Genomic DNA, 24,892 nt, shown 5'->3' with positions numbered 1-24,892 from the left:
CCTTGCTCCCCCTCCTGCGCCCTCCGCCGCCGACTGCGGCTTCCCCTACGCCTCCCGGCCGGCGCCCGCTGCACCGCCCGCCCCCGAGCAGCCCCAGCCCGCCCCGGCCGCAGCCCCCGGTGCCTGGCCCACGGCCGCGCCCGCGGGGGGCGGCCGACGCCCGGGTGGCTGGCCCACCGCGACCACCCCCGGTGGTGCCCCCCGGCCCGCCGCAGCCCAGCCCCCGGCCCCCGCACCCGCGGCCCCCGCCCAGGCCTCACCCGCCCCGGCGGCCGGGTACGCGCCCGCCCCCGGCGGCCTCGACCCCCGCGGGCTGTGGCCGAACATCCTGGAGGCGGTCAAGAACCGCCGCCGCTTCACCTGGATCCTGCTGAGCCAGAACGCGCAGGTCGTGGGCTTCGACGGCACCACCATCCAGCTCGCCTTCGTCAGCGCCGGAGCCCGCGACAACTTCGCGAGCAGCGGCAGCGAGGACGTACTGCGCCAGGCGCTGGCCGAGCAGTTCAACGTCCAGTGGAAGGTCGAGGCGCTCGTCGATCCCTCCGGCGGCGGCTCCGCGCCCCCGCAGACGGGCGGTTTCTCCGGCTACGGCGCCCCCGCCCCCGGCGGATACGGCGGCGGCCCCGCCGTGCAGCAGCCCGCGCCCGCCCCGCCCATGGACCGGCCGGGCCCCGCACCGGCCCCTGCCCAGGCCGCTCCCACTCCCGCCGCAGCCCCGCCGCCCGCCCCGGAGCCCCCGCCCGTCCACGTCGCCCCCGAGGACGACATCCCCGAGGACGACGACCCCGACCTCGACGAGTCGGCCCTCTCGGGACAGGAGCTGATCGTGCGCGAGCTGGGCGCGACGGTGATGGAGGAGTTCCAGAACGACCAGTAGCCCTCCGGCCGCTGGCCCTCCGGTCGTTACCTGGTCCCCCGCCACCAGTCCGCCGGCCACGGCGGACCGCCCGGCGGCGGGGCACAGAACCACCCCTTTTCAGAGGAACCCACAACCACCCCGCCCCCGCCCCCTCGGCGGCCCGCACAAAAGCTCAACCCCGCCTCCGGTTAGGCTGACCCCCGTGAAGGTCCTCGTCATCGGCAGCGGCGCCCGCGAACACGCCCTGTGCCGCTCACTGTCCCTCGACCCCGCCGTCACGGCGCTGCACTGCGCCCCCGGCAACGCCGGCATCGCCGAGGTCGCCGAGCTGCACCAGGTCGACGCCCTGGACGGCACGGCCGTCGCCGCGCTGGCCACCGGGCTCGGCGCCGAACTGGTCGTGGTCGGCCCGGAGGCGCCCCTGGTCGCCGGTGTCGCCGACGCCGTGCGCGAGGCGGGCATCCCGGTCTTCGGCCCCTCCAAGGAAGCCGCCCAGCTGGAAGGCTCCAAGGCGTTCGCCAAGGACGTCATGGCCGCGGCAGGTGTCCCCACGGCCCGGTCGTACGTCTGCACGAACGCGGAGGAGGTCGAGGAGGCCCTCGACGCCTTCGGCGCTCCCTACGTCGTGAAGGACGACGGCCTCGCCGCTGGCAAGGGCGTCGTCGTCACCTTCGACCTCGAGGAGGCCAAGGCGCACGCGGCCGGCTGCGACCGCGTGGTCATCGAGGAGTTCCTGGACGGCCCCGAGGTCTCCCTCTTCGCCATCACCGACGGCGAGACGGTCGTCCCCCTCCAGCCCGCGCAGGACTTCAAGCGCGCGCTCGACAACGACGAGGGCCCCAACACCGGCGGCATGGGCGCCTACTCCCCGCTGCCGTGGGCCGACCCGAAGCTGGTCGAGGAGGTGCTGGAGACGGTTCTCCAGCCGACCGTCGACGAGCTGCGCCGCCGCGGCACCCCGTTCTCCGGCCTGCTGTACGCGGGTCTGGCGATCACCTCGCGCGGTGTGCGGGTCATCGAGTTCAACGCCCGCTTCGGCGACCCCGAGACCCAGGTCGTGCTGGCCCGTCTGAGGACGCCGCTCGCCGGTGTCCTGCTGGGCGCGGCCAACGGCACCCTCATCGACCTGGAGCCGCTGCGCTGGAGCGAGGACGCGGCCGTCACCGTCGTCGTCGCCTCGCACAACTACCCCGGCACCCCGCGCACCGGCGACCCCATCACCGGTCTGGACGAGGTCGTGGCCCAGGACGCCCCGCACGCCTACGTGCTGCACGCGGGCACCCGCCAGGACGGCGACGCCGTCGTCAGCGCGGGCGGCAGGGTCCTGTCGGTGACCGCCGTCGGCGCCGACCTCACCGAGGCCCGCGAGCGCGCCTACCGGGCCGTCGCCCGCGTCGTGCTCGACGGCTCCCAGCACCGCACGGACATCGCGGCCAAGGCCGCCGGGGAGTGAACGAGGTACTCCGCCCGCACCGATGAACCCTCCAGGCCCCGGATCCGTCTCAGGAACCGGGGCCTGATCCTTGCCCTCCGTCATCCACCTTTCCCCTAAGCCATTCCATCGAGTGACCGATCCCCTATCTGCCTGACCGGGGGCCCGGGGCCCAACTATGGTGCGGCGCAAGCGTTCCGGCACTTGGCCCACCGGCATTGCGATGTCAGTGGCGGGTGCCACAGTGGGGGAGTGAGCAACGCCAGGAAAGCACCAGCGCGGCAGCGAGGGGGTGTGGTCCGGTCGTGACCGGGATGGGTGTGGAGGCAGGCGCGCAGGCCGCTCGGGCGCGAGCCCTGGCCGTGCTGCGTGTGCGCGGCAGGGCGCTGGCGGTGGCCCTGCTGCCCGCCGCGGCCGCGGTGATCCTGCTGGCCGGCGGTGCCACGGACCATTTCGTGGGACCCGTCTGGGACACCGCCCGCTGGGTGACCGTGATCGTCGCGGCGGTGGTGCTGCTCGTGGCGGGGGCCATCGCCCTGGTGGTCGCCCGCGCCCGGCCCGCCCTCAGCCCGACGGTGCCGATCGCCGAGGACGCGGCGCCCGATCTGTACCGCCTGGTCCGTGACCTGGCCGACCGCCTCGACGTCCCCGCGCCCTCCGCGATAGCGCTCACCCCGGACTGCGACAGCTGGCTCGAGGACCGTACCCACCCGGCGCACGGCCCGCCCGCGCCGACCGGCCGCGACGAGATAGCGGGCCGCCCCGCGCGCCGCAATCCCGCCGCACCCGTGCTGGTCATCGGCTCCCCGTTCCTGTGGTGGATGCGCGTGGGCGAACTGCGCGCCGTCCTCGCCCCGGTGGTCGCAGGTACGGGACCGTCGGCGCACCCCGACATAGCCGCCGCGCGGCGTTTCGTCCGCGGCCTGGACGCGGCGGTGGCGGTCGCCGCGACCCCGGCCCGCCTCCCCCTGGTACGCGCTCCGCGGGCGGCGGTCGGCTGGGTGGCCCGGCTGATGCTGCGGGGCTGCCGGGAGCACGCGGTGCTGATGGAGCGCGCGGTCGCGTCCGCCGCGGCGGAACGCGCACAGGCTGTGGACTACGGCCTCAGGATCGTCGCCCAGGAGCAGGTCGGCCTCGCCTACGCGGGCTGGGACCGGCTGCTGACCCGGGTCGCGCTGCCCGCCTGGCGCATGGGCCGCTGGCCCTCCCGGCTGGACGCGGGCGTGGTGGCCGCCCTCACCGAACTATCCCGCCGCGACCGTCTGGCCGAGGGCTTCGCCTCCCGGCTCGGGGAACGCCCCGCGTGCGATCTGCTGGAGGAACCCGGTCTGATCGACGAGGCCGCCTCCCTGCTCGCCGCCCGTCTCTTCCACGGCGGCCCCGCCGAGCCGGGCCCCGCCTGGTCCCCCGTCGAGTGGCAGGACTACCCGGACGAGGTCGTGGACCGCAAATGGCGCACCGACGCCGCCCGCCTCCACCGCGTCCTGGACACCCTCGGAGTCCGCCAGGCGGGCCCTCATGCCGAGGGCCCGACCCTGGCCCGGGTCCTGGACCACCTGACGACCGGACAGCAGAGCACCGCCGAGGCCGGTCACGACCCCGACCCGTCATGGACCGCCGACGACAGCGAGCCCGCGAACGGCGAGCCCGCGGACACCCTGGCCACGAATTCCGAGGCCGCGATCGGCGAAGCCACAGAGCACGACGCCGACGACGACACCTACCAGCCACCCCGCGACAACCCCCGCTGCACAGCCCTCGCGAACGGCATCACCACCGAGCTCGCCCGCGAGGAGGCCGAGGCCCATCCCTCGACCGGCGCCTCCGCCCTGGGCGGGTCCAGCGACGCGGCCCTGTGGGACGACGCCCTCCCGCTCTTCCCGCTCCAGCCTCCCCGCACCCCGAGAGAACTCCTCGCCGACCACATCACGGCCATGGTCTGCTGCGCGGCGATGGACACGGCCGGTGCCACCCCTGGCCTGGACTGGCTGGACGGCCCCTCTCTCCTGCTCGACGGCGAGCGCGCGTCCGACCTGGGCCCCAAGGTGCTCACCCTGCTGGAGGACGGCGACCCCGCGCCCCTGCGCACCTGGCTGACCGAGGTGGGCATACGCCCGGAGAAACCGGTACGCCTCGTCTGACCGCCGGGGTCCGGCGGAACCCCCGCCGAAGCCGCCGAGCCACCACCCCCGGACCGGCCCCCGCCGAGCCCATCCCCGGGCGAATCCCCGGCGAATCCCCGAGCGAACCCCCACCCCGGCCCCAGGCCACCCCACCGCCCCCACCCGCCCGGAGCGCATACTTCCACTTTCGGTCAATCAGAGACGAACAGTGACGGGATCCGTGCGCAATGTGATGTGCTGGGATCCGACGCGCACATGGCAATCGCACGCGACATAGGCCAGCCGCGCCCGCACGGGGAACCACCCACCGCACCCGCACCACGCCGCCGCACGACACCTCGAACAACAGCCGACGCGCCGACACACCCGGGGTCCGAGGGAGGGGAGCCACCATGGCATCGGAGCACATCCGCCGCTGGGAGTCGGGAGCGCTCGCCCACGCCGTGACGGACCCCTTCGGCCAGGGCCCGGTCCCCTGGCTGCGGGGCAGCGAGACCTACTTCGACGACACCGGCCAGGTCGTCCCCTGGTACGTGGACACGGCCCCCGGCCATACGCCCCACGAGGGCGCCCCCCGCGTCCCGGCCCCGCGCAACAGCCCCGGCCCGCCCGGCGCCCCCCGCTCCGCCGACGACGTCCGCCGCCAGATCAAGGGCTTCACCTCCCGCGGCGCGGTCGCCCCCGGCGAGGCACTGGACTTCCATGTCACCGTCGACCCGCCCCAGGAGTTCGGCGTCGACATCTACCGCATCGGCCACTACGGCGGCGACGGTGCCGCCAAGATCACCACCAGCCCCCGGCTGTCCGGCATCGTCCAGCCCCCGCCCCTCACCGCCGACCGCACGGTCTCCTGCCACCACTGGTGGCTGTCCTGGCGCCTCCAGGTCCCCTCGCACTGGAGCAACGGCGCGTATGTCGCGGTCCTCACCACCGCCGACGGCTACCGCTCCCACGTCCCCTTCACCGTCCGCGACAGCCACCCGGCCGACCTGCTGCTGCTCCTGCCCGACATCACCTGGCAGGCGTACAACCTCTATCCGGAGGACGGCCGCACCGGCGCCAGCCTCTACCACGCCTGGGACGAGGCGGGCCGGCTGCTCGGCGAGTCCGACGCCGCCACGACCGTCTCCTTCGACCGCCCCTACGCGGGCGCGGGCCTGCCCCTGCACGTCGGCCACGCCTACGACTTCATCCGCTGGGCCGAGCGCTACGGCTACGACCTCGCCTACGCCGACGCCCGCGACCTGCACGCCGGCCGCGTCGACCCCACCCGCTACCGCGGCCTGGTCTTCCCCGGCCACGACGAGTACTGGTCCGTCCCGATGCGCCGCACGGTCGAACTGGCCCGCGACACCGGCACCTCACTGGTCTTCCTGTCCGCCAACACCATGTACTGGCAGGTCGAACTCGGCCCCTCCCCGTCCGGCGTCCCCGACCGCCTGCTCACCTGCCGCAAACGCAAAGGGCCGGGCAAGTCCTGGCTGTGGCGGGAAATCGACCGTGCCGAGCAGCAGGTCGCGGGCATCCAGTACGCCAGCCGCGTCCCCGAGCCGCACCCGATGATCGTCCGCAACGCCGGCCACTGGCTGTGGGAGGCCACCGGCGCCCATGAGGGCGACGAGATCGAAGGCCTGGTCGCGGGCGAGGCGGACCGCTACTTCCCGCGCGCCCCACTGCCCGAGCACGACGAACGCGTCCTGCTCGCCCACTCCCCGTACGCCGACAGCGAGGGCGTCCGCCGCCATCAGGAGACCAGCCTGTACCGGGCGCCCTCGGGAGCCTGGGTGTTCGCGTCCGGAACGTTCGCCTGGTCCCCGTCCCTGGACCGGCCGGGCCACGTCGACACCCGTGTCCAGCGCGCCACCGCCAACCTTCTCGACCGCATCTGCAAACACGACTGACCCGAAGCCGCAAACGCGACCGGCGGGACCGCCCCCAACGACCCCGTGTCCACGGCCCGCCTCCCGATACGGGAGAATCGAGCCAGTTGGACAGAACCACGGGGAGGAACCGTGTCCGGATTCGTCGAAAAGCCCGAGCCGATCCAGGTGCCCGGCCTGGTGCATCTGCACACCGGCAAGGTGCGCGACCTGTACCGGAACGAGGCGGGCGACCTCGTGATGGTCGCCAGCGACCGCATCTCCGCCTACGACTGGGTGCTGCCCACCGAGATCCCCGACAAGGGCCGGGTCCTCACCCAGCTGTCCTTGTGGTGGTTCGACCAGCTCGCCGACCTGGCGCCCAACCATGTGCTGAGCACCGAGCTGCCCGTCGGCGCCCCCGCCGACTGGGCCGGCCGCACCCTGATCTGCAAGTCCCTCGCGATGGTCCCCGTGGAGTGCGTGGCCCGCGGCTACCTCACCGGCTCCGGCCTCGTCGAGTACGACGCCACCCGCACGGTCTGCGGCCTCGCCCTTCCCGAGGGCCTGGTCGACGGTTCCGAGCTGCCCGCCCCGATCTTCACCCCCGCCACCAAGGCCGAGGTCGGCGAGCACGACGAGAACGTCTCCTACGAGGAGGTCGCCCGCCAGGTCGGCGCCGAGACCGCCGCCCTGCTGCGCCGGACGACACTCGACGTCTACGGCCGCGCCCGCGACATCGCCCGCGAGCGGGGCATCGTCCTCGCGGACACCAAGTTCGAGTTCGGCTTCGACGGCGACACCCTCGTCCTCGCCGACGAGGTCCTCACCCCCGACTCCTCCCGCTTCTGGCCGGCCGACCAGTGGCAGCCGGGCCGCGCGCAGCCGTCGTACGACAAGCAGTTCGTGCGCGACTGGCTGACCTCGGCGGAGTCCGGCTGGGACCGCAGGAGCGAGCAGCCCCCGCCCGCACTGCCGGAGCAGGCCGTCGAGGCGACCCGCGCCAAGTACATCGAGGCGTACGAGCGGCTGACGGGCACGAGCTGGGCCTGAGCCGGACGGCCCCCGGGCGACCGGGGGCCAACTCCCCGCCGCACACGAAGAAACTCCCGGCACACGAAGAAACCCCCCGGCACAGGCCGGGGGGTTTCTTCACACAGAGCGGACGACGAGGCTCGAACTCGCGACCTCAACCTTGGCAAGGTTGCGCTCTACCAACTGAGCTACGTCCGCAGTGCGCCGTGGCGCGAGAGCAACTATACCCAACCTCGCTCGCGTGCGAGACGCACTGCCGCATGACGGTTCTCCGCGCCCAGTTTTGTGACGGCGGAGGAGAGGTAGTTGCGGACCGTCCCCTGGGACAGCGCGGCCCGCTCGGCGATCTCCGCCACGGACGCGCCGTCCGCCGCCAGTTCCAGCACCTCGGCCTCCCGCACGGTCAGCGGCGAGTCCCCGGCGGCGATCGCGTCGGCCGCCAACTCCGGGTCCACATAGCGGTTTCCCGCGTGCACCGTGCGGATGATCTCGGCGAGCCGCTGCGCGCTGACCGTCTTCGGCACAAATCCGCGCACTCCCGCCGCGAGCGCCCGCTTCAGATGCCCGGGACGTCCATGACTGGTCACGATCAGCACCTTGCAGCCGGGCAGTTCGGCCCGCAGGGATGTGGCGACCTTCACACCGTCGGCGCCCGGCATCTGCAGATCCAGCACCGCCACGTCCGGGGTGTGCGCCCGGGCCATCGCCAGCGCCTCGGGCCCCGTCGCGGCCTCGGCGACGACCGAGAGGTCCTCCTCCAACGACAACAGCGCCGCCAGGGCGCCCCGGATGAGGTGCTCGTCGTCGGCGAGCAGCAGCCGCACCGCGTCCGTCACGCCAGGACCTCGCTCACACCGGAAGCCGCCAGCGGCACCTGCGCCACCACTCTGAACTCACCCTTCCCGACCGGTCCGGCCTCCAATGTCCCGTCCACCGCGGCCAGCCGCTCCCGCAGCCCGGCCAGCCCCGAGCCGCCGTGCCCCGGCGCGAGCCCGTCCGCCCCGCCGCCCACTCCGTCGTTCCGCACCGTCAGCACCACCCGTCCCTCAGCCACCCGCAGCCCCACCACACACCGCCCGGCGTCCCCGTGCCGCAGCACATTGGTGGTCGCCTCCCGGACGACCCAGCCGAGCGCCGACTGCACCTCGCCCGGCAGCCCGTCGGCCTCCCCGGTCACCTCGCAGACGATCCCGGCGGCCGTCAGCACGCCCTTCGCCCCGGCCAGTTCGACCCCGAGGTCGGCCTCCCGGTAGCCCCGTACGACATCGCGCACCTCGCGCTGCGACTCCTGCGCGATCCGCTGCACCTCGACCATCTGCTCGAGGGCCTCCGGCCGCTCCCGGCGCGCCAACTGCACGGCCAGCTCGCTCTTGAGGGCGATCACCGCGAGGTTGCGGCCCAGCACGTCGTGCAGATCCCGGCCGAACCGCAGCCGCTCCTCGGCCACGGCGAGCCGGGCCCGGGTCTCGCGGCCGGCGTCGAGTTCGTAGACGGCGTTGAGCAGCCAGACCGAGAACATGGCGGTGAAGGCGAAGAACCCGCTGCCGAGCAGCACCACCAGCATGGTGACCAGCGTGGCCGTCGCGGACAGTCCCAGCAGCGCGGCCACGGCCCCCGCGCCGCCGGCGAAGCCGCCGATGACGGCGGGCACCCGCCTGCGGTCACCCACGCCCAGCGCGAGCGTGCCGGCCCCGAAGGCCGTCACGCCTCCGAACACCGCGCCCGCCGCCGCCTCGACGTCCTCGCCGCCGGGACCGTACTCCGAGAGCGCGAGCGCGGCCGTGGCGATCGCCGCGCTCACGGCGGCCATCGCCCACAGCGTGCGCACCGGCTGTTCCCGCCGCCCCCGCGTCCAGTCCAGGGCCCGTGACGCGGTCACCATCATCAGCGCGGCGTGCACACACACCGCGAGCAGCAGCCACACCCCGACCGGCGACCCGGCCTGCCCCAGCGCCGCCACCCCGATCGCCGCGACCTCGGTCACCCCGAAGAAGTGGAACGACCACCGCGTGTACGTCTCGACCTTCGCCGGGGTGCTCTTCCCCCGCCACCAGCCCCCTGGCCTGCGCATACGTACTCCCCCTAGCGCCGAGGCTCCCAGCGGAACCATCGCCGTACAGCAAACACCGCGCCCGCCGTCCAGGCCAGCGCGACCGCGCACGCGGTCAGGGTCTCGGCCGCCGACAGGTCGCCCGACCAGCCGCCGCGTATCAGTGTGATCACCGGGCTCAGCGGCAGCAGGGAGAACGCCGTGGCCAGCCGGTCGGGCATCAGCTCCAGCGGAACCGTGATCCCGGAGCCGATCATCGACACGAGCACCAGCGGCAGAGCGGTGGCCTGCGCGCTCTCCACCGTCCGGGTGAAGCTCGCGGTGAAGGCCGCCAGCGCCGCGCACATCACCAGTCCCGCGAGCAGCCCCAGCGCGGCCAGCTGGACCGCCTCCGGAGCGGGCACGTCCAGCAGGACCGTGCACCCGGCCACCAGCACCAGCGACTGGAGCAGCCCGGTGACGACGGCCGGCAGCGAGGCCCCGGAAAGGATCTCCGCGTCCCTCAGCTCACCGGTCCGAAGCCGCTTCAGCACCAGTTCCTCGCGCCGCCCCACGAACACGGCGACCAGCGCCGAGTACACCGCGAACAGCAGCGAGAACCCGATCGCCCCCGGCAACAGCACGAGCCCCACACTGAGCCCGTTCTCCGCGAGGTCCATGTCCTCGACCACCGACCGCACACTGAACGGCAGCACCAGCGGGACGACCAGCGCCCCGATCAGCATGCCCCGGCTGCGCCCGAACAGCGTCAGCTCGGCCCGCCCCAGCGCCGCGATCCGCCGCGCGGCCGTCGTCGGCCGACGGCCCTCCACCACCGCGCCGCTCATACGGCGACCTCCGTCCGCTCCGAACGCTCCGACTCCCGCGCGATTCCCAGGAACGCCTCCTCCAGCGAGGCGGCCCGCACATCCAGCCCGTGCAGTTCGACCCCGGCGCCTTCCGCCCACACCAGGAGCCGGGTCGCCGCCCGTTGGAGCTCGTGGGTGCGCAGCCGTACGACGCCCGCCTCCACCAGGTGCCCGGTGACGCCCAGTTCGGCCAGCGGCGGCAGGTCGCCCGGGAACCAGCCCTCGGGCAGCCGGAAGGAGATCTGCGAGGGCTGGGCCGCGGTCACCTCGGCCGGTGTCCCCGCGGCGGCGATCCGCCCTCGGTGCAGGATCGCCAGCCGGTCGGCGAGATCCTCGGCCTCCTCCAGGTAGTGCGTGGTCAGCAGCACGGTCGTGCCCGTGTCGCGCAGCGCCCGCACCAGCTCCCAGGTCTCCCGGCGCCCCTCCGCGTCCAGCCCGGTCGTCGGCTCGTCGAGGAACAGCACCTCGGGATCGCCCAGCAGCGCCAGCGCCAGGTCCAGGCGTCTGCGCTCCCCGCCCGACAGCTGCTTGACCCGCACGCCCGTGCGGCGCGACAGGCCGACCCGCTCCAGCACCTCGCCGGGCGGCCGGGCCCCGGACACGCACCCCGCCCACATCCGCGCGGTCTCCGCGACGGTGAGCTCCGACGGGAAGCCGCCCTCCTGGAGCATCACGCCCGTCCGGGGCCGCACGGCGGCCCGCTCGGCGTAGGGGTCGCGGCCGAAGACCCGCACCCGGCCCCCACTGGGCCGGGCCAGTCCTTCCAGCAGCTCGACGGTGGAGGTCTTGCCCGCCCCGTTCGTGCCCAGCAGGGCGAAGATCTCGCCGTGTCCCACCTGGAACGTGATCCCGCGGACCGCTTCGAACCCGCCCCCGTACGCACGCCGCAGATCGGTGACCTCGATCACGTGCTCTGTCGTGTTCATGGATTCAGCCTCGCGGCGGACCGTCGGCGTCAGCAGTGCGCGCTGTCATCACTCCGCATGACAAATGTCAGAGGCAGCCGGAGATCGAAGCCGGAGACCGGAGCCGGGGCAGAGCCGGCAGGGCAGAAGACAGAGCCAGACGGACAGACGAGAGAGCCGGCCGGACAGAAGACACAGCCAGACAGACAGAAGGAACAGACCGCCGGACAGATGACGGCATGAAAAAACCCCGGCCGAAAGGACCGGGGTTCTTCATCAAGAGCGGACGACGAGGCTCGAACTCGCGACCTCAACCTTGGCAAGGTTGCGCTCTACCAACTGAGCTACGTCCGCATTGCCGCCGACCTTCGGCCGTGAAATACACGGCCCCGATCGGTGCGAGCACCAGCCTACCTGATCCACAAGAGTGGTCGGGACGGTGATGCAGAGCGGGTGACAGGAATCGCACACTGCGCCTTCCCCCTGGAAGGGGGATGTTCTACTACTGAACTACACCCGCATGCCGCTGTGAGCTGGGCTTTTCGGCCCCGCCCCCTTGGCGTGCTCCAGACTCTAGCTGATCAGCGGGGGTGCTGTGCAAGTCCGTATGCGCCGGGGGCGGGCGAGCGGGTGCCGGAGCGGGTGGTCACGGGGCCCCGGCGGAGCCCCGTGCCGCGGCCCTCACTGCGCGGCGGTGAACGCCTCGTAGACCTTCTTGGGGATCCGGCCGCGAGCCGGCACGTCCATCTTGTTCGCCTGCGCCCAGGCCCGGACCGCCGCCGGATCGGGAGCGACCTCCGTCTGCCGGAAGGCCCGGCCGGACCTCGACCGCTTGCGGCCGGCCTCCACGTAGGGCGCGAGCGCCTCACGCAGTTTCTCGGCATTGGCTTCATTCAGGTCGATCTCGTACGACTTGCCGTCGAGTCCGAAGGCGATCGTTTCCGCCGCTTCCGAGCCGTCGATGTCGTCGAAGAGCGTGACCACGACCTTCTGCGCCACGAATATCGGTCCCTTCGTGCGGCACCCCATACAGCTCAGCTGCCATGACGTGCCGAGTTGTCGGCTTATTGCCAATTCATTTGTACAGTGCCCGGCATTGCAAAGTGAAGCCCGACTAAATCTCTCCGCGTGTCCGTGCGCAATAGGTATCGCGGGCCGCCCGGCGATCTTTCCCGGAACTTTTCCCGAACGCACCCCTCCGATACCGGATCGTGATGGCGGTCACGTAGGTTCCTACTACTCTACTCGCGTAGAAATTTTGTACGGGTAGTCTGAAGGAACCTGCTCAGCACCACACACCGGGAGTGCCAGTGGCACGCGTCGTAGTCGACGTCATGCTCAAGCCGGAGATCCTCGACCCCCAGGGCCAGGCGGTGCAGCGCGCACTGCCGCGGCTGGGTTTCGAAGGCATCTCCGACGTCCGTCAGGGAAAGCGATTCGAACTGGAAGTTGACGGGCCGGTCGACGAGGCCGCGCTCGCCCGCATCCACGATCTTGCGGAATCCTTCCTCGCCAACACCGTGATCGAGGACTTCACCGTCAAGGTCGAGGAAGTCGCGGAGGCTGCGAAGTGACCGCTCGTATCGGCGTCGTCACTTTCCCGGGAAGTCTCGACGACCGGGACACCCAGCGCGCGATCCGTCTCGCGGGTGCCGAACCGGTCGCTCTCTGGCACAAGGACAAGGACCTCAAGCAGGTCGACGCCGTGGTGCTGCCCGGTGGTTTCTCCTACGGCGACTATCTGCGCGCCGGTGCCATCTCCCGGTTCTCGCCGGTGATGGAGACGGTGATCGAGCAGGCGAAGGCCGGTATGCCGGTTCTCGGTATCTGCAACGGCTTCCAGGTCCTCACCGAGGCCCACCTGCTGCCCGGCGGCATGCTCGGCAACGACCACCTGCACTTCATCTGCCGCGACCAGAAGCTGCGGGTGGAGAACGCGGACACGGCCTGGACCAGCGACTACGAGGCGGGCCAGGAGATCCACATCCCGCTGAAGAACATGGACGGCCGTTACGTCGCCGACCAGTACACGCTGGACAAGCTCGAGGCCGAGGGCCGGGTCGCGTTCCGGTACGTCGACTTCAACCCGAACGGCTCGCTGAACGACATCGCCGGCATCACCAACGAGGCCGGCAATGTCGTGGGCCTGATGCCGCACCCGGAGCACGCCGTGGAGCCGCTCATCGGCACCGGCCGCACCGACGGCCTCCCCTTCTTCACCTCGATCCTCAAGAAGCTGGTCAACGCATGAGCCGGACGCCTCTGGACACGGTCGAGCACGCGGCCGCGACCCCCGACGTCGAGCTGCCCTGGGCCGAACTCGGTCTGAAGAAGGACGAGTACGAGCGCGTGGTCGAGATCCTCGGCCGCCGGCCCACCGGTGCCGAGCTCGCCATGTACTCGGTCATGTGGTCCGAGCACTGCTCCTACAAGTCCTCCAAGGTCCACCTCCGCCAGTTCGGCGAGAAGGCCCCCGAGTCCGAGGCGATGCTCGTCGGCATCGGCGAGAACGCCGGCGTCGTCGACGTCGGCCAGGGCTACGCGGTCACCTTCAAGGTCGAGTCGCACAACCACCCGTCGTACGTCGAGCCCTACCAGGGTGCGGCCACCGGCGTCGGCGGCATCGTGCGCGACATCATCGCGATGGGCGCCCGCCCGGTCGCGGTCGTCGACCCGCTGCGCTTCGGCGCGGCCGACCACCCCGACACCAAGCGCGTCCTGCCCGGCGTCGTCGCCGGCATCGGCGGCTACGGCAACTGCCTGGGCCTGCCCAACATCGGCGGCGAGGTCGTCTTCGACGCCTGCTACCAGGGCAACCCGCTGGTCAACGCCGGTGCCATCGGCGTCATGCGGCACGAGGACATCCACCTCGCCAAGGCCTCCGGCGCCGGCAACAAGGTCATCCTCTACGGGGCCCGCACCGGCGGCGACGGCATCGGCGGCGCCTCCATCCTGGCCTCCGAGACCTTCGACGACGCCAAGCCGTCGAAGCGCCCGGCCGTCCAGGTCGGCGACCCCTTCCAGGAGAAGCTCCTCATCGAGTGCACCCTGGAGGCCTTCCAGGAGAAGCTCGTCGTCGGCATCCAGGACCTCGGCGCGGCGGGCCTGTCCTGCGCGACGAGCGAGCTGGCCTCCAACGGCTCCGGCGGCATGCGCGTCACCCTGGACGACGTACCGCTGCGCGACTCCACGCTCTCGCCCGAGGAGATCCTCATGAGCGAGTCGCAGGAACGCATGTGCGCGGTCGTCGAGCCGGAGAAGGTCGACCGCTTCCTGGAGATCTGCGAGAAGTGGGACGTCATCGCCACCGTCATCGGTGAGGTGACCGACGGCGACCGCCTGGAGATCTTCTGGCACGGCGGCAAGATCGTCGACGTCGACCCTCGCACGGTCGCCCACGACGGCCCGGTCTACGAGCGCCCCTACGCCCGCCCCTCCTGGCAGGACGCGCTCCAGGCGGACGACGCGAACAAGCTGCCCCGCCCGGCGACGGGCGAGGAGCTGAAGGACCAGGTCCTGAAGCTGGTCGCGTCCCCGAACCAGGCCTCCAAGAAGTGGATCACCTCGCAGTACGACCACTTCGTGCAGGGCAACACCGTCCTCGCCCAGCCCGAGGACTCCGGCATGATCCGCATCGACGAGGAGACCGGCCTCGGCGTGGCGATCGCCACCGACGGCAACGGCCGGTACGCCAAGCTCGACCCGTACACGGGCGCGCAGCTGGCCCTGGCGGAGGCGTACCGCAACGTCGCCACCACCGGCGCCAAGCCCCTCGCCGTCTCCGACTGCCTCAACTTCGGCTCGCCCGAGGACCCGGCGGTCATGTGGCAGTTCGCCGAGGCCGTGCGCGGTCTCGCGGACGCCTGCCTCCAGCTCGGCACCCCGGTGACCGGCGGCAACGTCTCGCTGTACAACCAGACGGGCGAGGCCGCCATCCACCCGACCCCGGTCGTGGCCGTCCTCGGCGTCATCGACGACGTGGCCCGCCGCACCCCGGTCGCCTTCCAGGAGGAGGGCCACCTCCTCTACCTGCTCGGCGACACCCGCGAGGAGTTCGGCGGCTCGGCCTGGTCCCAGGTCGTCCACGACCACCTCGGCGGACTGCCCCCGAAGGTGGACCTGGAGCGGGAGCGGCTGCTCGGCGAGATCCTGATCTCGGCGTCCCGCGACGGCATGATCGACTCCGCGCACGACCTGTCCGACGGCGGCCTGATCCAGGCGGTCGTCGAGTCGGCCCTGCTCGGCGGCAAGGGTGCCCGTCTGGTCGTCCCCGACGGCCTGGACGCGTTCACCTTCCTCTTCTCCGAGTCGGCCGGCCGCGCGGTCGTCGCCGTGCCGCGCTCCGAGGAGCTCCGCTTCAACGACATGTGCGGCGCGCGGGGTCTGCCCGTCACCCGCATCGGTGTCGTCGACGGCACCTCCGTGGACGTCCAGGGCGAGTTCGCCCTCCCTCTGGACGAACTGCGCGAGGCCCACGAGACCACCATCCCGGCGCTGCTGAAGTAGGCGACGCCCGTACGACGGTGACGGCCCCGCCCGGTTCTCCGGGCGGGGTCCGCCGTTTCCACGGCCCGGCATAGGCTCGTCCCCATGCCGGCCAAGAAGCGCACCCGCAGCTACGACCCCGCCAAGATCCGTGCCGCGGTGCTCGCCCAGTTCGGGCAGATCCGCGATGCCGTCGGCACTCTGACGCCCGATCAGCTCGCGGGGCCCACCCGCCTCGGCGACTGGACCGTCCGCGATCTGGCCGCGCATCTCACCATGACCGTCGCCGCCGTCAGCCGTGCCCTGGACCGTCCGGAGCCGCCGAAGGCCGACATCGCGCTCCTCGACTACCCGTCCGTGACCGCCCTCTTCGCCGAAGCCGTCGCCGACGGCACCCGGCAACTGGCCGCCGCCGAACCGGATCTCGACGCTTTGTACGCCCGCACCGGCGACGAGCTCGCCGCCCGCCTCGCCGCGGCCCCCGGCTCCCGTGTCCTCGACCTGCGGGCGGGCACCATGACCCTCACCGACTTCCTGGTCACCCGGACCGTCGAACTCGTGGTCCACACCGACGACCTGAACGCGGCCGTACCCGGCCTGGACATCCCGCTGGAGAAGCAGGCCCTGGCCGCCTGCACCCGGCTGCTCGCCGACGCGCTCGCCGCGAAGGCGCCCGGCGGCGCCACCGAGGTGCGCGTCCCGCCGTACGCGGTGGTGCAGTGCGTCGAGGGGCCCCGGCACACCCGCGGCACCCCGCCCAACGTCGTGGAGACCGACCCGCTGACCTGGATCCGCCTCGCCACCGGCCGGACGACCTGGGCGGACGCGCGGGACGCGGCACTGGTCAGCGCCAGCGGGGAGAGGGCGGACCTCGCCGGGCTGCTGCCGCTGATGAGCTGAGGGGAACCGATCGCCGGGCCCTCCCGTCCCACCGCCATGGACAAGCAGCGACTGACCCTCGCAGCCCTGACCCTCTTCCCGCTCCTGGCCGCGTGCGGCACCGAGAAGCCGTCCGAGGACCCCGTCGGCGTGTCCGGCCCCGCCGTGACCGGCGTGCAGTGGGCCGTCACCGATGTCACCGCCGACGGCCGTACCCACCGCGCCCCGACAGCCGCCCACCTGCGCATATCCGCCGACGGCAAGGTCGAGGGCAGCCTCGGCTGCAACGGCTTCAACGCCACCGCCGACGTCCGCGGCGACCGCGTCACCTTCGACGGGCTCGGCGCCACCGAGATGGCCTGCGACGGCGTCCCGGTCACCTTCGAGGGGACCCTCGCCGACGTGCTCACCGACGGCGGGCTCACCGCCAGCCGCGAAGGCGCCGACCTGACCCTCACCACCGTGAGCGGCGACCGCGTCCGCCTCACCGAGCGGAAGCCGGCCCCGCTGTCGGGCACGCGCTGGAAGCTCACCGACCCGGCGAGCGACGGCCGTGGACACCTCGTCTTCGACACCGTCGCGGGAACCGTCTCGGGAAGCGCGGGCTGCAACCGGGTGAACGCCTCGGCGACGGTACGCGACGGCAGTATCACGCTGGGCTCGGTCGCCACGACCCGAATGGTGTGCGAAGCCTCACTCATGAAAGCCGAGCGCAGCCTCCTGAAGGTGCTCGACGGCACCGTCGACTACCGCATCGATCAACAAACCCTCACGCTGACCAGCGAAAACGGCGAAACCGTGACCGCGGTCGCGGCCGAGTGATCCATTAGCGGCGCGTATCCCCAATTCGGACCAGTGGTCGATCTCGCCTACACTCGGAGCCGTGCCACGTGGTGACGGTCGACTCAATCACGATCTGCTCCCCGGCGAGAAAGGCCCCCAGGACGCTTGTGGCGTCTTCGGTGTCTGGGCTCCGGGCGAAGAGGTCGCAAAGCTCACGTACTTCGGGCTCTACGCCCTCCAGCATCGGGGCCAGGAATCCGCGGGAATCGCGGTCAGCAACGGCTCCCAGATCCTCGTCTTCAAGGACATGGGCCTCGTGTCCCAGGTCTTCGACGAGACCTCGCTCGGTTCGCTCCAGGGTCACATCGCGGTCGGACACGCCCGCTACTCGACCACCGGCGCCTCCGTGTGGGAGAACGCCCAGCCGACGTTCCGTGCCACCGCGCACGGCTCGATCGCGCTCGGCCACAACGGCAACCTCGTCAACACGGCCCAGCTGGCCGAGATGGTCGCCGCCCTGCCGAACGACAACAACAGCCGCTCCGCCCGCGTGGCTGCCACCAACGACACCGACCTGCTGACCGCGCTCCTCGCGGCCCAGGTCGACGAGGACGGCAAGCCGCTCACCATCGAGGAGGCCGCGCACCAGGTCCTCCCGAAGGTGCGGGGCGCGTTCTCCCTCGTCTTCATGGACGAGCACACCCTCTACGCCGGCCGCGACCCGCAGGGCATCCGCCCGCTGGTCCTCGGCCGCCTGGAGCGCGGCTGGGTCGTCGCCTCCGAGAGCGCCGCCCTGGACATCTGCGGCGCCAGCTTCGTGCGCGAGATCGAGCCGGGCGAGTTCATCGCGATCGACGAGAACGGCCTGCGCACCTCCCGCTTCGCGGAAGCGAAGCCCAAGGGCTGTGTCTTCGAGTACGTGTATCTGGCCCGCCCCGACACCGACATCGCCGGCCGGAACGTGTACCTCTCCCGCGTGGAGATGGGCCGCCGCCTGGCGAAGGAGGCGCCTGTCGAGGCCGACCTGGTCATAGCGACCCCGGAGTCGGGCACCCCGGCCGCCATCGGCTACGCGGAGGCTTCCGGCATCCCGTTCGGCGCCGGCCTGGTCAAGAACGCCTATGTCGGGCGTACGTTCATCCAGCCCTCCCAGACGATCCGCCAGCTCGGTATCCGGCTCAAGCTGAACCCGCTGAAGGAAGTCATCAAGGGCAAGCGCCTGGTCGTCGTCGACGACTCCATCGTGCGCGGCAACACCCAGCGGGCCCTGGTCCGCATGCTGCGCGAGGCGGGCGCCGCCGAGGTCCACATCCGGATCTCCTCCCCGCCCGTGAAGTGGCCCTGCTTCTTCGGCATCGACTTCGCCACCCGCGCCGAGCTCATCGCCAACGGCATGACGATCGAGGAGATCGGCACGTCCCTCGGCGCCGACTCCCTGTCCTACATCTCCATCGACGGCATGATCGAGGCGACCACGATCGCCAAGCCGAACCTGTGCCGCGCCTGCTTCGACGGCGAGTACCCGATGGAGCTGCCGGACCCCGAGCTGCTCGGCAAGCAGCTGCTGGAGACCGAGCTGGCCGCGGGCCCGGCCGCGACGGCCGCGGCCGACGCGATCCGTCGCCCGTAAGCCCCGTATTTCTCAACCCGAAAGATCCCAGGCAATGTCTGAGACAACTACTGGTGCTTCCTACGCGGCGGCCGGAGTCGACATCGAGGCGGGCGACCGCGCGGTCGAGCTGATGAAGGAGTGGGTGAAGAAGGCGCAGCGCCCCGAGGTCCTCGGCGGCCTCGGCGGTTTCGCCGGCCTCTTCGACGCCTCCGCCCTCAAGCGCTACGAGCGTCCGCTGCTCGCCTCCGCCACCGACGGTGTGGGCACCAAGGTCGACATCGCGCGCCAGATGGGTGTCTTCGACACCATCGGCCACGACCTGGTCGCCATGGTCATGGACGACATCGTGGTGTGCGGCGCCGAGCCGCTGTTCATGACCGACTACATCTGTGTCGGCAAGGTCCACCCCGAGCGGGTCGCCGCGATCGTCAAGGGCATCGCCGAGGGCTGTGTGCTGGCCGGCTGCGCCCTGGTGGGCGGCGAGACGGCCGAGCACCCGGGCCTGCTGGGCGAGGACGACTTCGACGTCGCCGGCGCCGGTACGGGCGTCGTGGAGGCCGACCGGCTGCTCGGCGCGGATCGTATCCGTACGGGTGACGCGGTGATCGCCATGGCGTCCTCCGGCCTTCACTCCAACGGGTACTCCCTGGTCCGGCACGTCCTGCTGAAGCAGGCGGGTCTCGCCCTGGACGCCCGGATCGAGGAGCTCGGCCGCACCCTCGGCGAGGAGCTGCTGGAGCCCACCAAGATCTACTCGCTGGACTGTCTGGCCCTCACCCGCACCACCGAGGTCCACGCCTTCAGCCATGTCACCGGCGGCGGACTCGCGGCCAACCTGGCCCGGGTCATCCCGGACGGGCTGCACGCCACGGTCGACCGCTCCACCTGGACCCCGGGCGCGATCTTCGACCTGGTCGGCAGGACCGGCCGGGTCGAGCGCCTGGAGCTGGAGAAGACCCTGAACATGGGCGTCGGCATGATCGCGATCGTCCCGCAGGAGTCCGTGGACGTGGCCCTGACGACACTGGCCGACCGTGGGGTCGACGCCTGGGTCGCGGGCGAGATCACGGACCGCGGGGACCACGGGACAGGCGCCGCCATGGTCGGCGACTACGCGAGCTGAATCCCTGAAGACAGCACAGAACCCGGTCGGTGACCGAAGTCACCGACCGGGTGGGTGCTCACTGCGAGGTCAAGCGCCGCGACGGTGTTGTGAAGAAGAAGGACCGTCGTCTTCATCCTCGTCGTCGTCCTCGTAGAGGTCGGCGTACCGAGAGTAAAGATCGTCCTCGTCATCCTCATCATCCTCGAACGGCTCGCCGTTCGGCGGCTGATTCGAAGACGATGCGCCCAGTTCATTGGCCAGACGCGAGAGGTCAGTCCCACCGCTGTTGTACTTCAGCTGGCGGGCGACCTTCGTCTGCTTGGCCTTGGCCCGGCCGCGCCCCATGGCTCGACCCCCTTGGTGACGGGGCTCGACGGCCCCAGAGTCTGACACGCGTTCATGATCCGGAACGGACTCTCCGTGGAGAGGCCGGTCCGTAGGGCTTCCACGGTACCTGAGCCCGCGCCCATACGGTACGTCGCCCGCAGCACGCGCGTGTGCACAGGACCTGCGAGGCGCCCTGTCCTCGCTGGTCAGTGGCGATTTTAACCACTTATCGGCGGACGACCCGCCGGTTGGAGTGAGAGTTCTCTCTAACCGTGCCCCGGCGGGTACCGCGCGAATCGTTGGCCCGCGCTCCGCGGAACGTCAGCGTCCGCGTCCGGCGGCCGCCTCGTGCATCCGCTGCTCGGCGATCCGGTCGGCCGCGGCGGCCGGCGGAATGCCATCTGCCTTCGCACGTGCGAAGATCGCGAGCGTGGTGTCGTAGATCTTCGCCGCCTTCGCCTTGCACCGGTCGAAGTCGAAGCCGTGCAGCTCGTCGGCGACCTGGATGACACCGCCCGCGTTCACCACGTAGTCCGGCGCGTAGAGGATCCCGCGGTCGGCGAGGTCCTTCTCCACACCCGGGTGGTCGAGCTGGTTGTTGGCCGCGCCGCAGACGACCTTGGCGGTCAGCACCGGCACGGAGTCGTCGTTCAGGGCGCCGCCCAGCGCGCAGGGGGCGTAGACGTCCAGACCCTCGACGCGGATCAGCGCCTCGGTGTCAGCGACGGCCACGACGCTCGCGTGCCGCTCGGTGATCCGGCGTACGGCGTCCTCGCGCACGTCCGTCACGAAGACCTCGGCGCCCTCCGCGACCAGGTGCTCGACCAGGTGGTGGCCGACCTTGCCGACGCCCGCGATGCCGACCCGCTTGCCTCGCAGCGAGGGGTCGCCCCACAGGTACTGGGCCGAGGCCCGCATGCCCTGGTAGACGCCGAACGCGGTCAGCACCGAGGAGTCGCCGGCGCCGCCGTTCTCCGGGGAGCGGCCGGTCGTCCACCGGCACTCGCGCGCGACGACGTCCATGTCGGCGACATAGGTGCCGACGTCGCAGGCGGTGACGTACCGGCCGCCGAGGGAGGCCACCATGCGGCCGTAGGCCAGCAGCAGCTCCTCGGTCTTGATCCGGTCCGGGTCCCCGATGATCACGGCCTTGCCGCCGCCGTGGTCGAGCCCGGCCATGGCGTTCTTGTAGGACATCCCGCGCGAGAGGTTCAGCGCGTCGGCGACGGCCTCCTCCTCGCTCGCGTACGGGTAGAAGCGCGTACCGCCGAGGGCGGGGCCGAGGGCGGTGGAGTGGATGGCGATGACGGCCTTGAGGCCGCTGGCGCGGTCCTGGCAGAGCACGACCTGCTCGTGGCCACCCTGGTCCGACTGGAACAGGGTGTGCAGTACCTCAGCAGGTGCGCCGGTTACGTCGGTCACTGTGGTGACTCCTGGGTAATAAGCGGCGGTCGGGAAGGGGTCCCGTGCGGGTGGCGGGGCCCCGTTGGGCTGAAGAGTAGACCCGTCCGGGTCGGGCCACCTCGCCGTGCTCAGGATCACCTCCTCACGAGGTACGCCCGTGCGACGATTCGCATAGATTTCCCGCACTTTTGTCGGCGGGTTCCGCAGTTTTCCCCGGCTGGCGGCGGGGGAGGGAGCAGGCGTGCCCAAGGTGTCCTCGGTGATCGTCCCGTACGCGTCCTACTTGCGTGTGTACGAGCCGCTGGCAGCCTTCCCCGAGCCCGAGCGGGACCACTGGGCGCGCTACGCCCGCCGCCCCGAGCACCCCACCTACCAGGACGAACTGCGCCGCTCCCTGGCCGACTTGCTGCCCGTCCCGCCGGTGGTGGTGCCGGTGCACGAGAGCGGCGACGCCTTCGTCCTGGAGGCCGACGGGGTGGTCCACGTCTGCCCCTGGCGCACCCGGCTGCGCGGCTGGCAGGCCCTCGGCGAGCTCGCGGACGAGCTGCCCGTGCCCGTCCTGGACGCCGTCCTGCCGCCGCTCGTGCGCCACCAGGCCGCCCAGGACTACGAGCGCTGGCTCGCCCGCAACCCCGACGCCCGCCCCTGGATCCGCACGGCGACCTGGCAGGTGCCGCTGAACTGGTTCGTGCTCGTCTCCGACGAGGAGCGGGAGTACGCCAAGGGGTCCGCCGACGCCGCGCCCCGGCTGCGCTACCGCACCCCGATGGTCCAGGCCCGCCGACGGGTCGCGCGGGGGCTGCGGGCCCTGCGGGAGGCCATCGACGAGGGACCGCTCATCGACGGCCTGGTGGACGTCGGACGCTGGCTGGAGGAGTTCCACCCGCGCTCGCTGGTCGAGCTCGACTACGGCGGGCTCGTGCACGCCCTCTCCGACGACGAGCTGGCGGACGACCACTCGGCCGCGGACGTCGCCCGGGGGATCGAGGCGCTGCGCCGGGGGGACGGCCGGGCCGCGGGCGAGGCGTACGCGGAACTGGTGGAGCGCTGGCGCGCGGTGCGTGACCTGCGGTCCGCGAACTGACGAGGCAACAGAAGTGACCCACGTCACGGCCTGAACGCGACATCTGCGCGTACGGTCTACCGCACTTCAAGAAGTTGACGGGATGTTGGTCCCTATCCGGGCGTATGCCTCAAGCGTGACAGAGCGCACGTACGCGGCCCTTGCGCCCCTTGCCCCTCCTCGTGCCAAAATAGGACAAGGAGTCCGGGGAGGGCTCTGTCTCAGCATTACCTGCTTTGGGGGGTCTGGTGCCTCCTGATCGCCCTGTGACTGATCGTCACAGTGGCGTGACTGTCCGCTATGGCATGGTCCATCGGCTTCCGTCGCTGATGAACACCTGGGAGGGCAATTCCATCGGTTTGGCCGACGCGGCTGGACAGATGGTGTAGTTGTAGTGCCGAGGACAAGCCGTTCGTCCTATAACCGACTCGACCCGCGTCCGCCATTTCGGGCAACGCGGGTCAAGGTGCAGAATTTAGAGGAAAGAACCGAGAAGGTTCGGTTCTCCCGAGGAGGCCGCTCATGACCGCTCGCACCCCTGATGCCGAGCCGCTGCTGACCCCGGCTGAGGTCGCCACGATGTTCCGCGTCGACCCCAAGACGGTCACGCGGTGGGCGAAGGCCGGCAAGCTCACGTCGATCCGCACGCTCGGCGGGCACCGACGCTACCGCGAGGCTGAGGTCCGCGCACTGCTCGCGGGCATCCCGCAGCAGCGCAGCGAGGCCTGAACAACTCCATAACCGGGCAGAACGGCTGGATCCCCAACCCCGCCGAGGCGCCCGGAACCCCTAGCTCCAAGCGACGCGGGACCTGCCCCAACAGGGCCCACGCCCGAGCCACTCAGAACTTCACAGGCATGAAACAGGGTGCGTCGTAGATCGCGCTGGACTCCGCCGGGTCCAGCGCGATCTTTTTTGTGCGCCCTCGTTGTGTACGCACCGTGTTCCTCTCGCGCCCTTGCGTGGGAGCGGGACCACCGGGCGGATGGCCGTCGGCTTGCCTTCCGGTGACCGGGCGTTGTCCCGTGGGTGGGCTGTGGGAGGGCTGGGCAGGGGCCCTGGAGACCCCGGTGAGCCCTCTGGGGACTGGTGCAATTGCACATATTAAATTGACCAGTTGTAGGAGTGGGGTAAGAAGCAGGGTTTCGGAAACTGATCCGGTGACTCCCGTCACATGCCAGAGTACTTGTTGCCTCCGGCTTATCTGCGCTAGTGGAAGCGAGAGTTCCAGCGTCCCATCCCTGTACGGGTGTTGGGCACGGACGGACGTCAGCCGCGCGAGGGCCACTCGGTCCCCTCGCCCTGCTCCACGGCCTCGTCGGGTGTGGTGTCGGTCTCCTCGGCCGTCGAGGCCGTCGAGTCCATCGCCAGCCGCAGCAGCCGATGACAGACGGGGCAGTGCCGCGTCAGATGCCGGTACGACGACGCCGCGGCCAGATGCGCCCGCAGCAACGCCCGCGTCTCGTGCCTGACCGCAGCCCCCATACGCCCTCCCGCACCCTCCACGGCCACGCCCTGCCCTTTCCGGGGTACCGACCGAATGTGACGCCGTCAAGGGCGCCGGAGGGCCGCGGAGGGGCAGGGGGAGACGGTGTGCCCGCCGGGGCGCGAGGGGGCGCAGGACTCCCTCCGAGGGGGTGGAGGCCGTCTTGACGGCGTGGCGGGCGAGGGAAGGGGGGCCGTTCCACCCCCGGGGGAGAGCCGCCGAGGCCCGCGGCCCATCACGGAGCGTGGGCCTCGCAGTGGTGCGGTCCTGGCGGGATTTGCTGAGTTCTGATGAAGCGGCAGCTGCACGGGCGGGGCCCGTCTCGCGGGGCCGCCGGGCGTGAGGAAAGCCCGGGGTCTCTGCGCGCGGGCGCGGCCTCCGTCTTGGCGGGGCGGTGGGGGCGGGCATGAAGGAAGGCCCGCGTCCTGTCCGGGGTGGGGCTTCTTTTTGATGCGGTCCTGACGGGATTTGCTGTGTCTGATTGCGGCTCCGCCGCGGGCGCGGCCTCCGTCTTGGCGGGGCGGTGGGGGCGGGCATGGAAGAAGGCCCGCGTCCTGTCCGGGGTGGGGCTTCTTTTTGATGCGGTCCTGACGGGATTTGCTGTGTCTGATTGCGGCTCCGCCGCGGGCGCGGCCTC

At 71.5% G+C, this 24,892-nt stretch carries 21 protein-coding genes, 3 tRNA genes and 1 pseudogene; 14 read left to right on the top strand and 11 right to left on the bottom strand.

Annotation, left to right across the window (positions count from 1 at the left end):
- The 5 genes and pseudogenes from ACZ6SQ_RS30455 to ACZ6SQ_RS30435 form a co-directional block, all read left to right on the top strand.
- Positions 1-877: pseudogene (locus ACZ6SQ_RS30455) on the top strand (DNA polymerase III subunit gamma and tau); the annotation flags it as partial.
- Positions 878-1,061: 184 nt separating this feature from the next.
- On the top strand, positions 1,062-2,312 hold the full coding sequence (gene purD, locus ACZ6SQ_RS30450) for a phosphoribosylamine--glycine ligase (RefSeq protein WP_469567695.1): 1,251 nt from the start codon (positions 1,062-1,064) through the stop codon (positions 2,310-2,312).
- A 293-nt stretch (positions 2,313-2,605) separates the two neighbouring features.
- Complete coding sequence (locus tag ACZ6SQ_RS30445; protein ID WP_469567902.1) at positions 2,606-4,432, top strand: M48 family metalloprotease; 1,827 nt, start codon at positions 2,606-2,608, stop codon at positions 4,430-4,432.
- Positions 4,433-4,806: 374 nt separating this feature from the next.
- Entirely contained in the window at positions 4,807-6,315 is a 1,509-nt protein-coding gene (locus ACZ6SQ_RS30440) for a N,N-dimethylformamidase beta subunit family domain-containing protein (RefSeq protein ID WP_469567693.1), read from the top strand.
- 111 nt (positions 6,316-6,426) lie between these two features.
- Complete coding sequence (locus tag ACZ6SQ_RS30435) at positions 6,427-7,326, top strand: phosphoribosylaminoimidazolesuccinocarboxamide synthase (protein ID WP_469567691.1); 900 nt, start codon at positions 6,427-6,429, stop codon at positions 7,324-7,326.
- Positions 7,327-7,433: 107 nt separating this feature from the next.
- On the opposite strand, the gene ACZ6SQ_RS30430 is transcribed toward ACZ6SQ_RS30435, so the two are convergent.
- The 8 genes from ACZ6SQ_RS30430 to ACZ6SQ_RS30395 form a co-directional block, all read right to left on the bottom strand.
- Positions 7,434-7,506, bottom strand: a tRNA-Gly gene (locus tag ACZ6SQ_RS30430).
- 23 nt (positions 7,507-7,529) lie between these two features.
- Positions 7,530-8,144, bottom strand: a complete 615-nt coding sequence (locus tag ACZ6SQ_RS30425; protein ID WP_386384655.1) for a response regulator — start codon at positions 8,142-8,144, stop codon at positions 7,530-7,532.
- Positions 8,141-9,379, bottom strand: coding sequence for a sensor histidine kinase (locus ACZ6SQ_RS30420; RefSeq protein ID WP_469567689.1), 1,239 nt, complete (start codon positions 9,377-9,379; stop codon positions 8,141-8,143). The genes ACZ6SQ_RS30425 and ACZ6SQ_RS30420 overlap by 4 nt, the downstream gene beginning before the upstream one ends.
- 11 nt (positions 9,380-9,390) lie before the next feature.
- Positions 9,391-10,185 (bottom strand): ABC transporter permease, encoded by a 795-nt coding sequence (locus ACZ6SQ_RS30415; protein ID WP_469567687.1) that lies wholly within the window; start codon positions 10,183-10,185, stop codon positions 9,391-9,393.
- The gene (locus ACZ6SQ_RS30410; RefSeq protein ID WP_386384661.1) at positions 10,182-11,132 is read right to left on the bottom strand and encodes an ABC transporter ATP-binding protein; all 951 of its coding nucleotides are present in this window, start codon (positions 11,130-11,132) and stop codon (positions 10,182-10,184) included. Before ACZ6SQ_RS30410 ends, ACZ6SQ_RS30415 begins: the two co-directional genes overlap by 4 nt.
- 260 nt (positions 11,133-11,392) lie before the next feature.
- Positions 11,393-11,465, bottom strand: a tRNA-Gly gene (locus tag ACZ6SQ_RS30405).
- A gap of 94 nt (positions 11,466-11,559) precedes the next feature.
- Positions 11,560-11,631: transfer RNA gene (locus ACZ6SQ_RS30400), tRNA-Gly, on the bottom strand.
- Positions 11,632-11,792: 161 nt separating this feature from the next.
- Positions 11,793-12,110, bottom strand: coding sequence for a histone-like nucleoid-structuring protein Lsr2 (locus ACZ6SQ_RS30395; protein ID WP_469567684.1), 318 nt, complete (start codon positions 12,108-12,110; stop codon positions 11,793-11,795).
- Positions 12,111-12,421: 311 nt separating this feature from the next.
- Here ACZ6SQ_RS30395 and purS point away from each other — a divergent pair, with 311 nt between their 5' ends.
- The 7 genes from purS (at position 12,422) to purM (ending at position 19,993) form a co-directional block, all read left to right on the top strand.
- The gene (gene purS, locus ACZ6SQ_RS30390) at positions 12,422-12,685 is read left to right on the top strand and encodes a phosphoribosylformylglycinamidine synthase subunit PurS (RefSeq protein ID WP_015659417.1); all 264 of its coding nucleotides are present in this window, start codon (positions 12,422-12,424) and stop codon (positions 12,683-12,685) included.
- The gene (gene purQ, locus ACZ6SQ_RS30385) at positions 12,682-13,362 is read left to right on the top strand and encodes a phosphoribosylformylglycinamidine synthase subunit PurQ (RefSeq protein WP_469567682.1); all 681 of its coding nucleotides are present in this window, start codon (positions 12,682-12,684) and stop codon (positions 13,360-13,362) included. Before purS ends, purQ begins: the two co-directional genes overlap by 4 nt.
- Entirely contained in the window at positions 13,359-15,617 is a 2,259-nt protein-coding gene (gene purL, locus ACZ6SQ_RS30380) for a phosphoribosylformylglycinamidine synthase subunit PurL (RefSeq protein ID WP_469567680.1), read from the top strand. The genes purQ and purL overlap by 4 nt, the downstream gene beginning before the upstream one ends.
- An 84-nt stretch (positions 15,618-15,701) precedes the next feature.
- The gene (locus ACZ6SQ_RS30375) at positions 15,702-16,496 is read left to right on the top strand and encodes a maleylpyruvate isomerase family mycothiol-dependent enzyme (RefSeq protein ID WP_469567678.1); all 795 of its coding nucleotides are present in this window, start codon (positions 15,702-15,704) and stop codon (positions 16,494-16,496) included.
- 36 nt (positions 16,497-16,532) lie between these two features.
- Positions 16,533-17,297: an META domain-containing protein gene (locus tag ACZ6SQ_RS30370; protein WP_469567676.1), complete on the top strand. Its 765-nt coding sequence runs from the start codon at positions 16,533-16,535 to the stop codon at positions 17,295-17,297.
- A 61-nt stretch (positions 17,298-17,358) separates the two neighbouring features.
- Entirely contained in the window at positions 17,359-18,888 is a 1,530-nt protein-coding gene (purF, locus tag ACZ6SQ_RS30365; protein ID WP_386384670.1) for an amidophosphoribosyltransferase, read from the top strand.
- 34 nt (positions 18,889-18,922) lie between these two features.
- Complete coding sequence (gene purM / locus ACZ6SQ_RS30360) at positions 18,923-19,993, top strand: phosphoribosylformylglycinamidine cyclo-ligase (RefSeq protein WP_469567674.1); 1,071 nt, start codon at positions 18,923-18,925, stop codon at positions 19,991-19,993.
- A 69-nt stretch (positions 19,994-20,062) separates the two neighbouring features.
- Here the strand turns inward: purM and ACZ6SQ_RS30355 are convergent, their stop codons facing one another.
- Positions 20,063-20,320, bottom strand: a complete 258-nt coding sequence (locus ACZ6SQ_RS30355; RefSeq protein WP_386384674.1) for a DUF3073 domain-containing protein — start codon at positions 20,318-20,320, stop codon at positions 20,063-20,065.
- A 303-nt stretch (positions 20,321-20,623) separates the two neighbouring features.
- On the bottom strand, positions 20,624-21,724 hold the full coding sequence (locus tag ACZ6SQ_RS30350) for a Leu/Phe/Val dehydrogenase (RefSeq protein WP_469567672.1): 1,101 nt from the start codon (positions 21,722-21,724) through the stop codon (positions 20,624-20,626).
- Between the two features lie 223 nt (positions 21,725-21,947).
- Between ACZ6SQ_RS30350 and ACZ6SQ_RS30345 the strand changes: the two genes are divergently transcribed.
- Together ACZ6SQ_RS30345 and bldC are read left to right on the top strand one after the other, a co-directional pair.
- Positions 21,948-22,790 carry a DUF8083 family protein gene (locus tag ACZ6SQ_RS30345; protein WP_386384678.1) on the top strand — a complete coding sequence of 281 codons (843 nt, stop codon included), beginning with the start codon at positions 21,948-21,950 and terminating at the stop codon, positions 22,788-22,790.
- A 501-nt stretch (positions 22,791-23,291) separates the two neighbouring features.
- Positions 23,292-23,498 (top strand): developmental transcriptional regulator BldC, encoded by a 207-nt coding sequence (bldC, locus tag ACZ6SQ_RS30340; protein ID WP_003949541.1) that lies wholly within the window; start codon positions 23,292-23,294, stop codon positions 23,496-23,498.
- A 540-nt stretch (positions 23,499-24,038) separates the two neighbouring features.
- Here bldC and ACZ6SQ_RS30335 read toward each other — a convergent pair.
- Positions 24,039-24,254, bottom strand: a complete 216-nt coding sequence (locus tag ACZ6SQ_RS30335; protein ID WP_469567669.1) for a DUF6274 family protein — start codon at positions 24,252-24,254, stop codon at positions 24,039-24,041.
- Between the last annotated feature and the right edge of the window lie 638 nt (positions 24,255-24,892).

The sequence above is a fragment of the Streptomyces sp. NPDC048600 genome (assembly GCF_055587025.1).
This window is presented reverse-complemented; position numbering and strand designations above follow the sequence as displayed.

Excerpts from the sequence above, each read along its gene's own strand:
- ACZ6SQ_RS30335 (WP_469567669.1), bottom strand. The coding sequence starts at position 24,254 with ATGGGGGCTGCGGTCAGGCACGAGACGCGGGCGTTGCTGCGGGCGCAT.
- ACZ6SQ_RS30445 (WP_469567902.1), top strand. The coding sequence starts at position 2,606 with ATGGGTGTGGAGGCAGGCGCGCAGGCCGCTCGGGCGCGAGCCCTGGCC.
- bldC (WP_003949541.1), top strand. The coding sequence starts at position 23,292 with ATGACCGCTCGCACCCCTGATGCCGAGCCGCTGCTGACCCCGGCTGAG.
- ACZ6SQ_RS30420 (WP_469567689.1), bottom strand. The coding sequence starts at position 9,379 with ATGCGCAGGCCAGGGGGCTGGTGGCGGGGGAAGAGCACCCCGGCGAAG.
- purM (WP_469567674.1), top strand. The coding sequence starts at position 18,923 with ATGTCTGAGACAACTACTGGTGCTTCCTACGCGGCGGCCGGAGTCGAC.
- ACZ6SQ_RS30410 (WP_386384661.1), bottom strand. The coding sequence starts at position 11,132 with ATGAACACGACAGAGCACGTGATCGAGGTCACCGATCTGCGGCGTGCG.
- ACZ6SQ_RS30355 (WP_386384674.1), bottom strand. The coding sequence starts at position 20,320 with ATGGGGCGCGGCCGGGCCAAGGCCAAGCAGACGAAGGTCGCCCGCCAG.
- ACZ6SQ_RS30415 (WP_469567687.1), bottom strand. The coding sequence starts at position 10,185 with ATGAGCGGCGCGGTGGTGGAGGGCCGTCGGCCGACGACGGCCGCGCGG.
- ACZ6SQ_RS30375 (WP_469567678.1), top strand. The coding sequence starts at position 15,702 with ATGCCGGCCAAGAAGCGCACCCGCAGCTACGACCCCGCCAAGATCCGT.
- ACZ6SQ_RS30440 (WP_469567693.1), top strand. The coding sequence starts at position 4,807 with ATGGCATCGGAGCACATCCGCCGCTGGGAGTCGGGAGCGCTCGCCCAC.
- purL (WP_469567680.1), top strand. The coding sequence starts at position 13,359 with ATGAGCCGGACGCCTCTGGACACGGTCGAGCACGCGGCCGCGACCCCC.
- ACZ6SQ_RS30370 (WP_469567676.1), top strand. The coding sequence starts at position 16,533 with ATGGACAAGCAGCGACTGACCCTCGCAGCCCTGACCCTCTTCCCGCTC.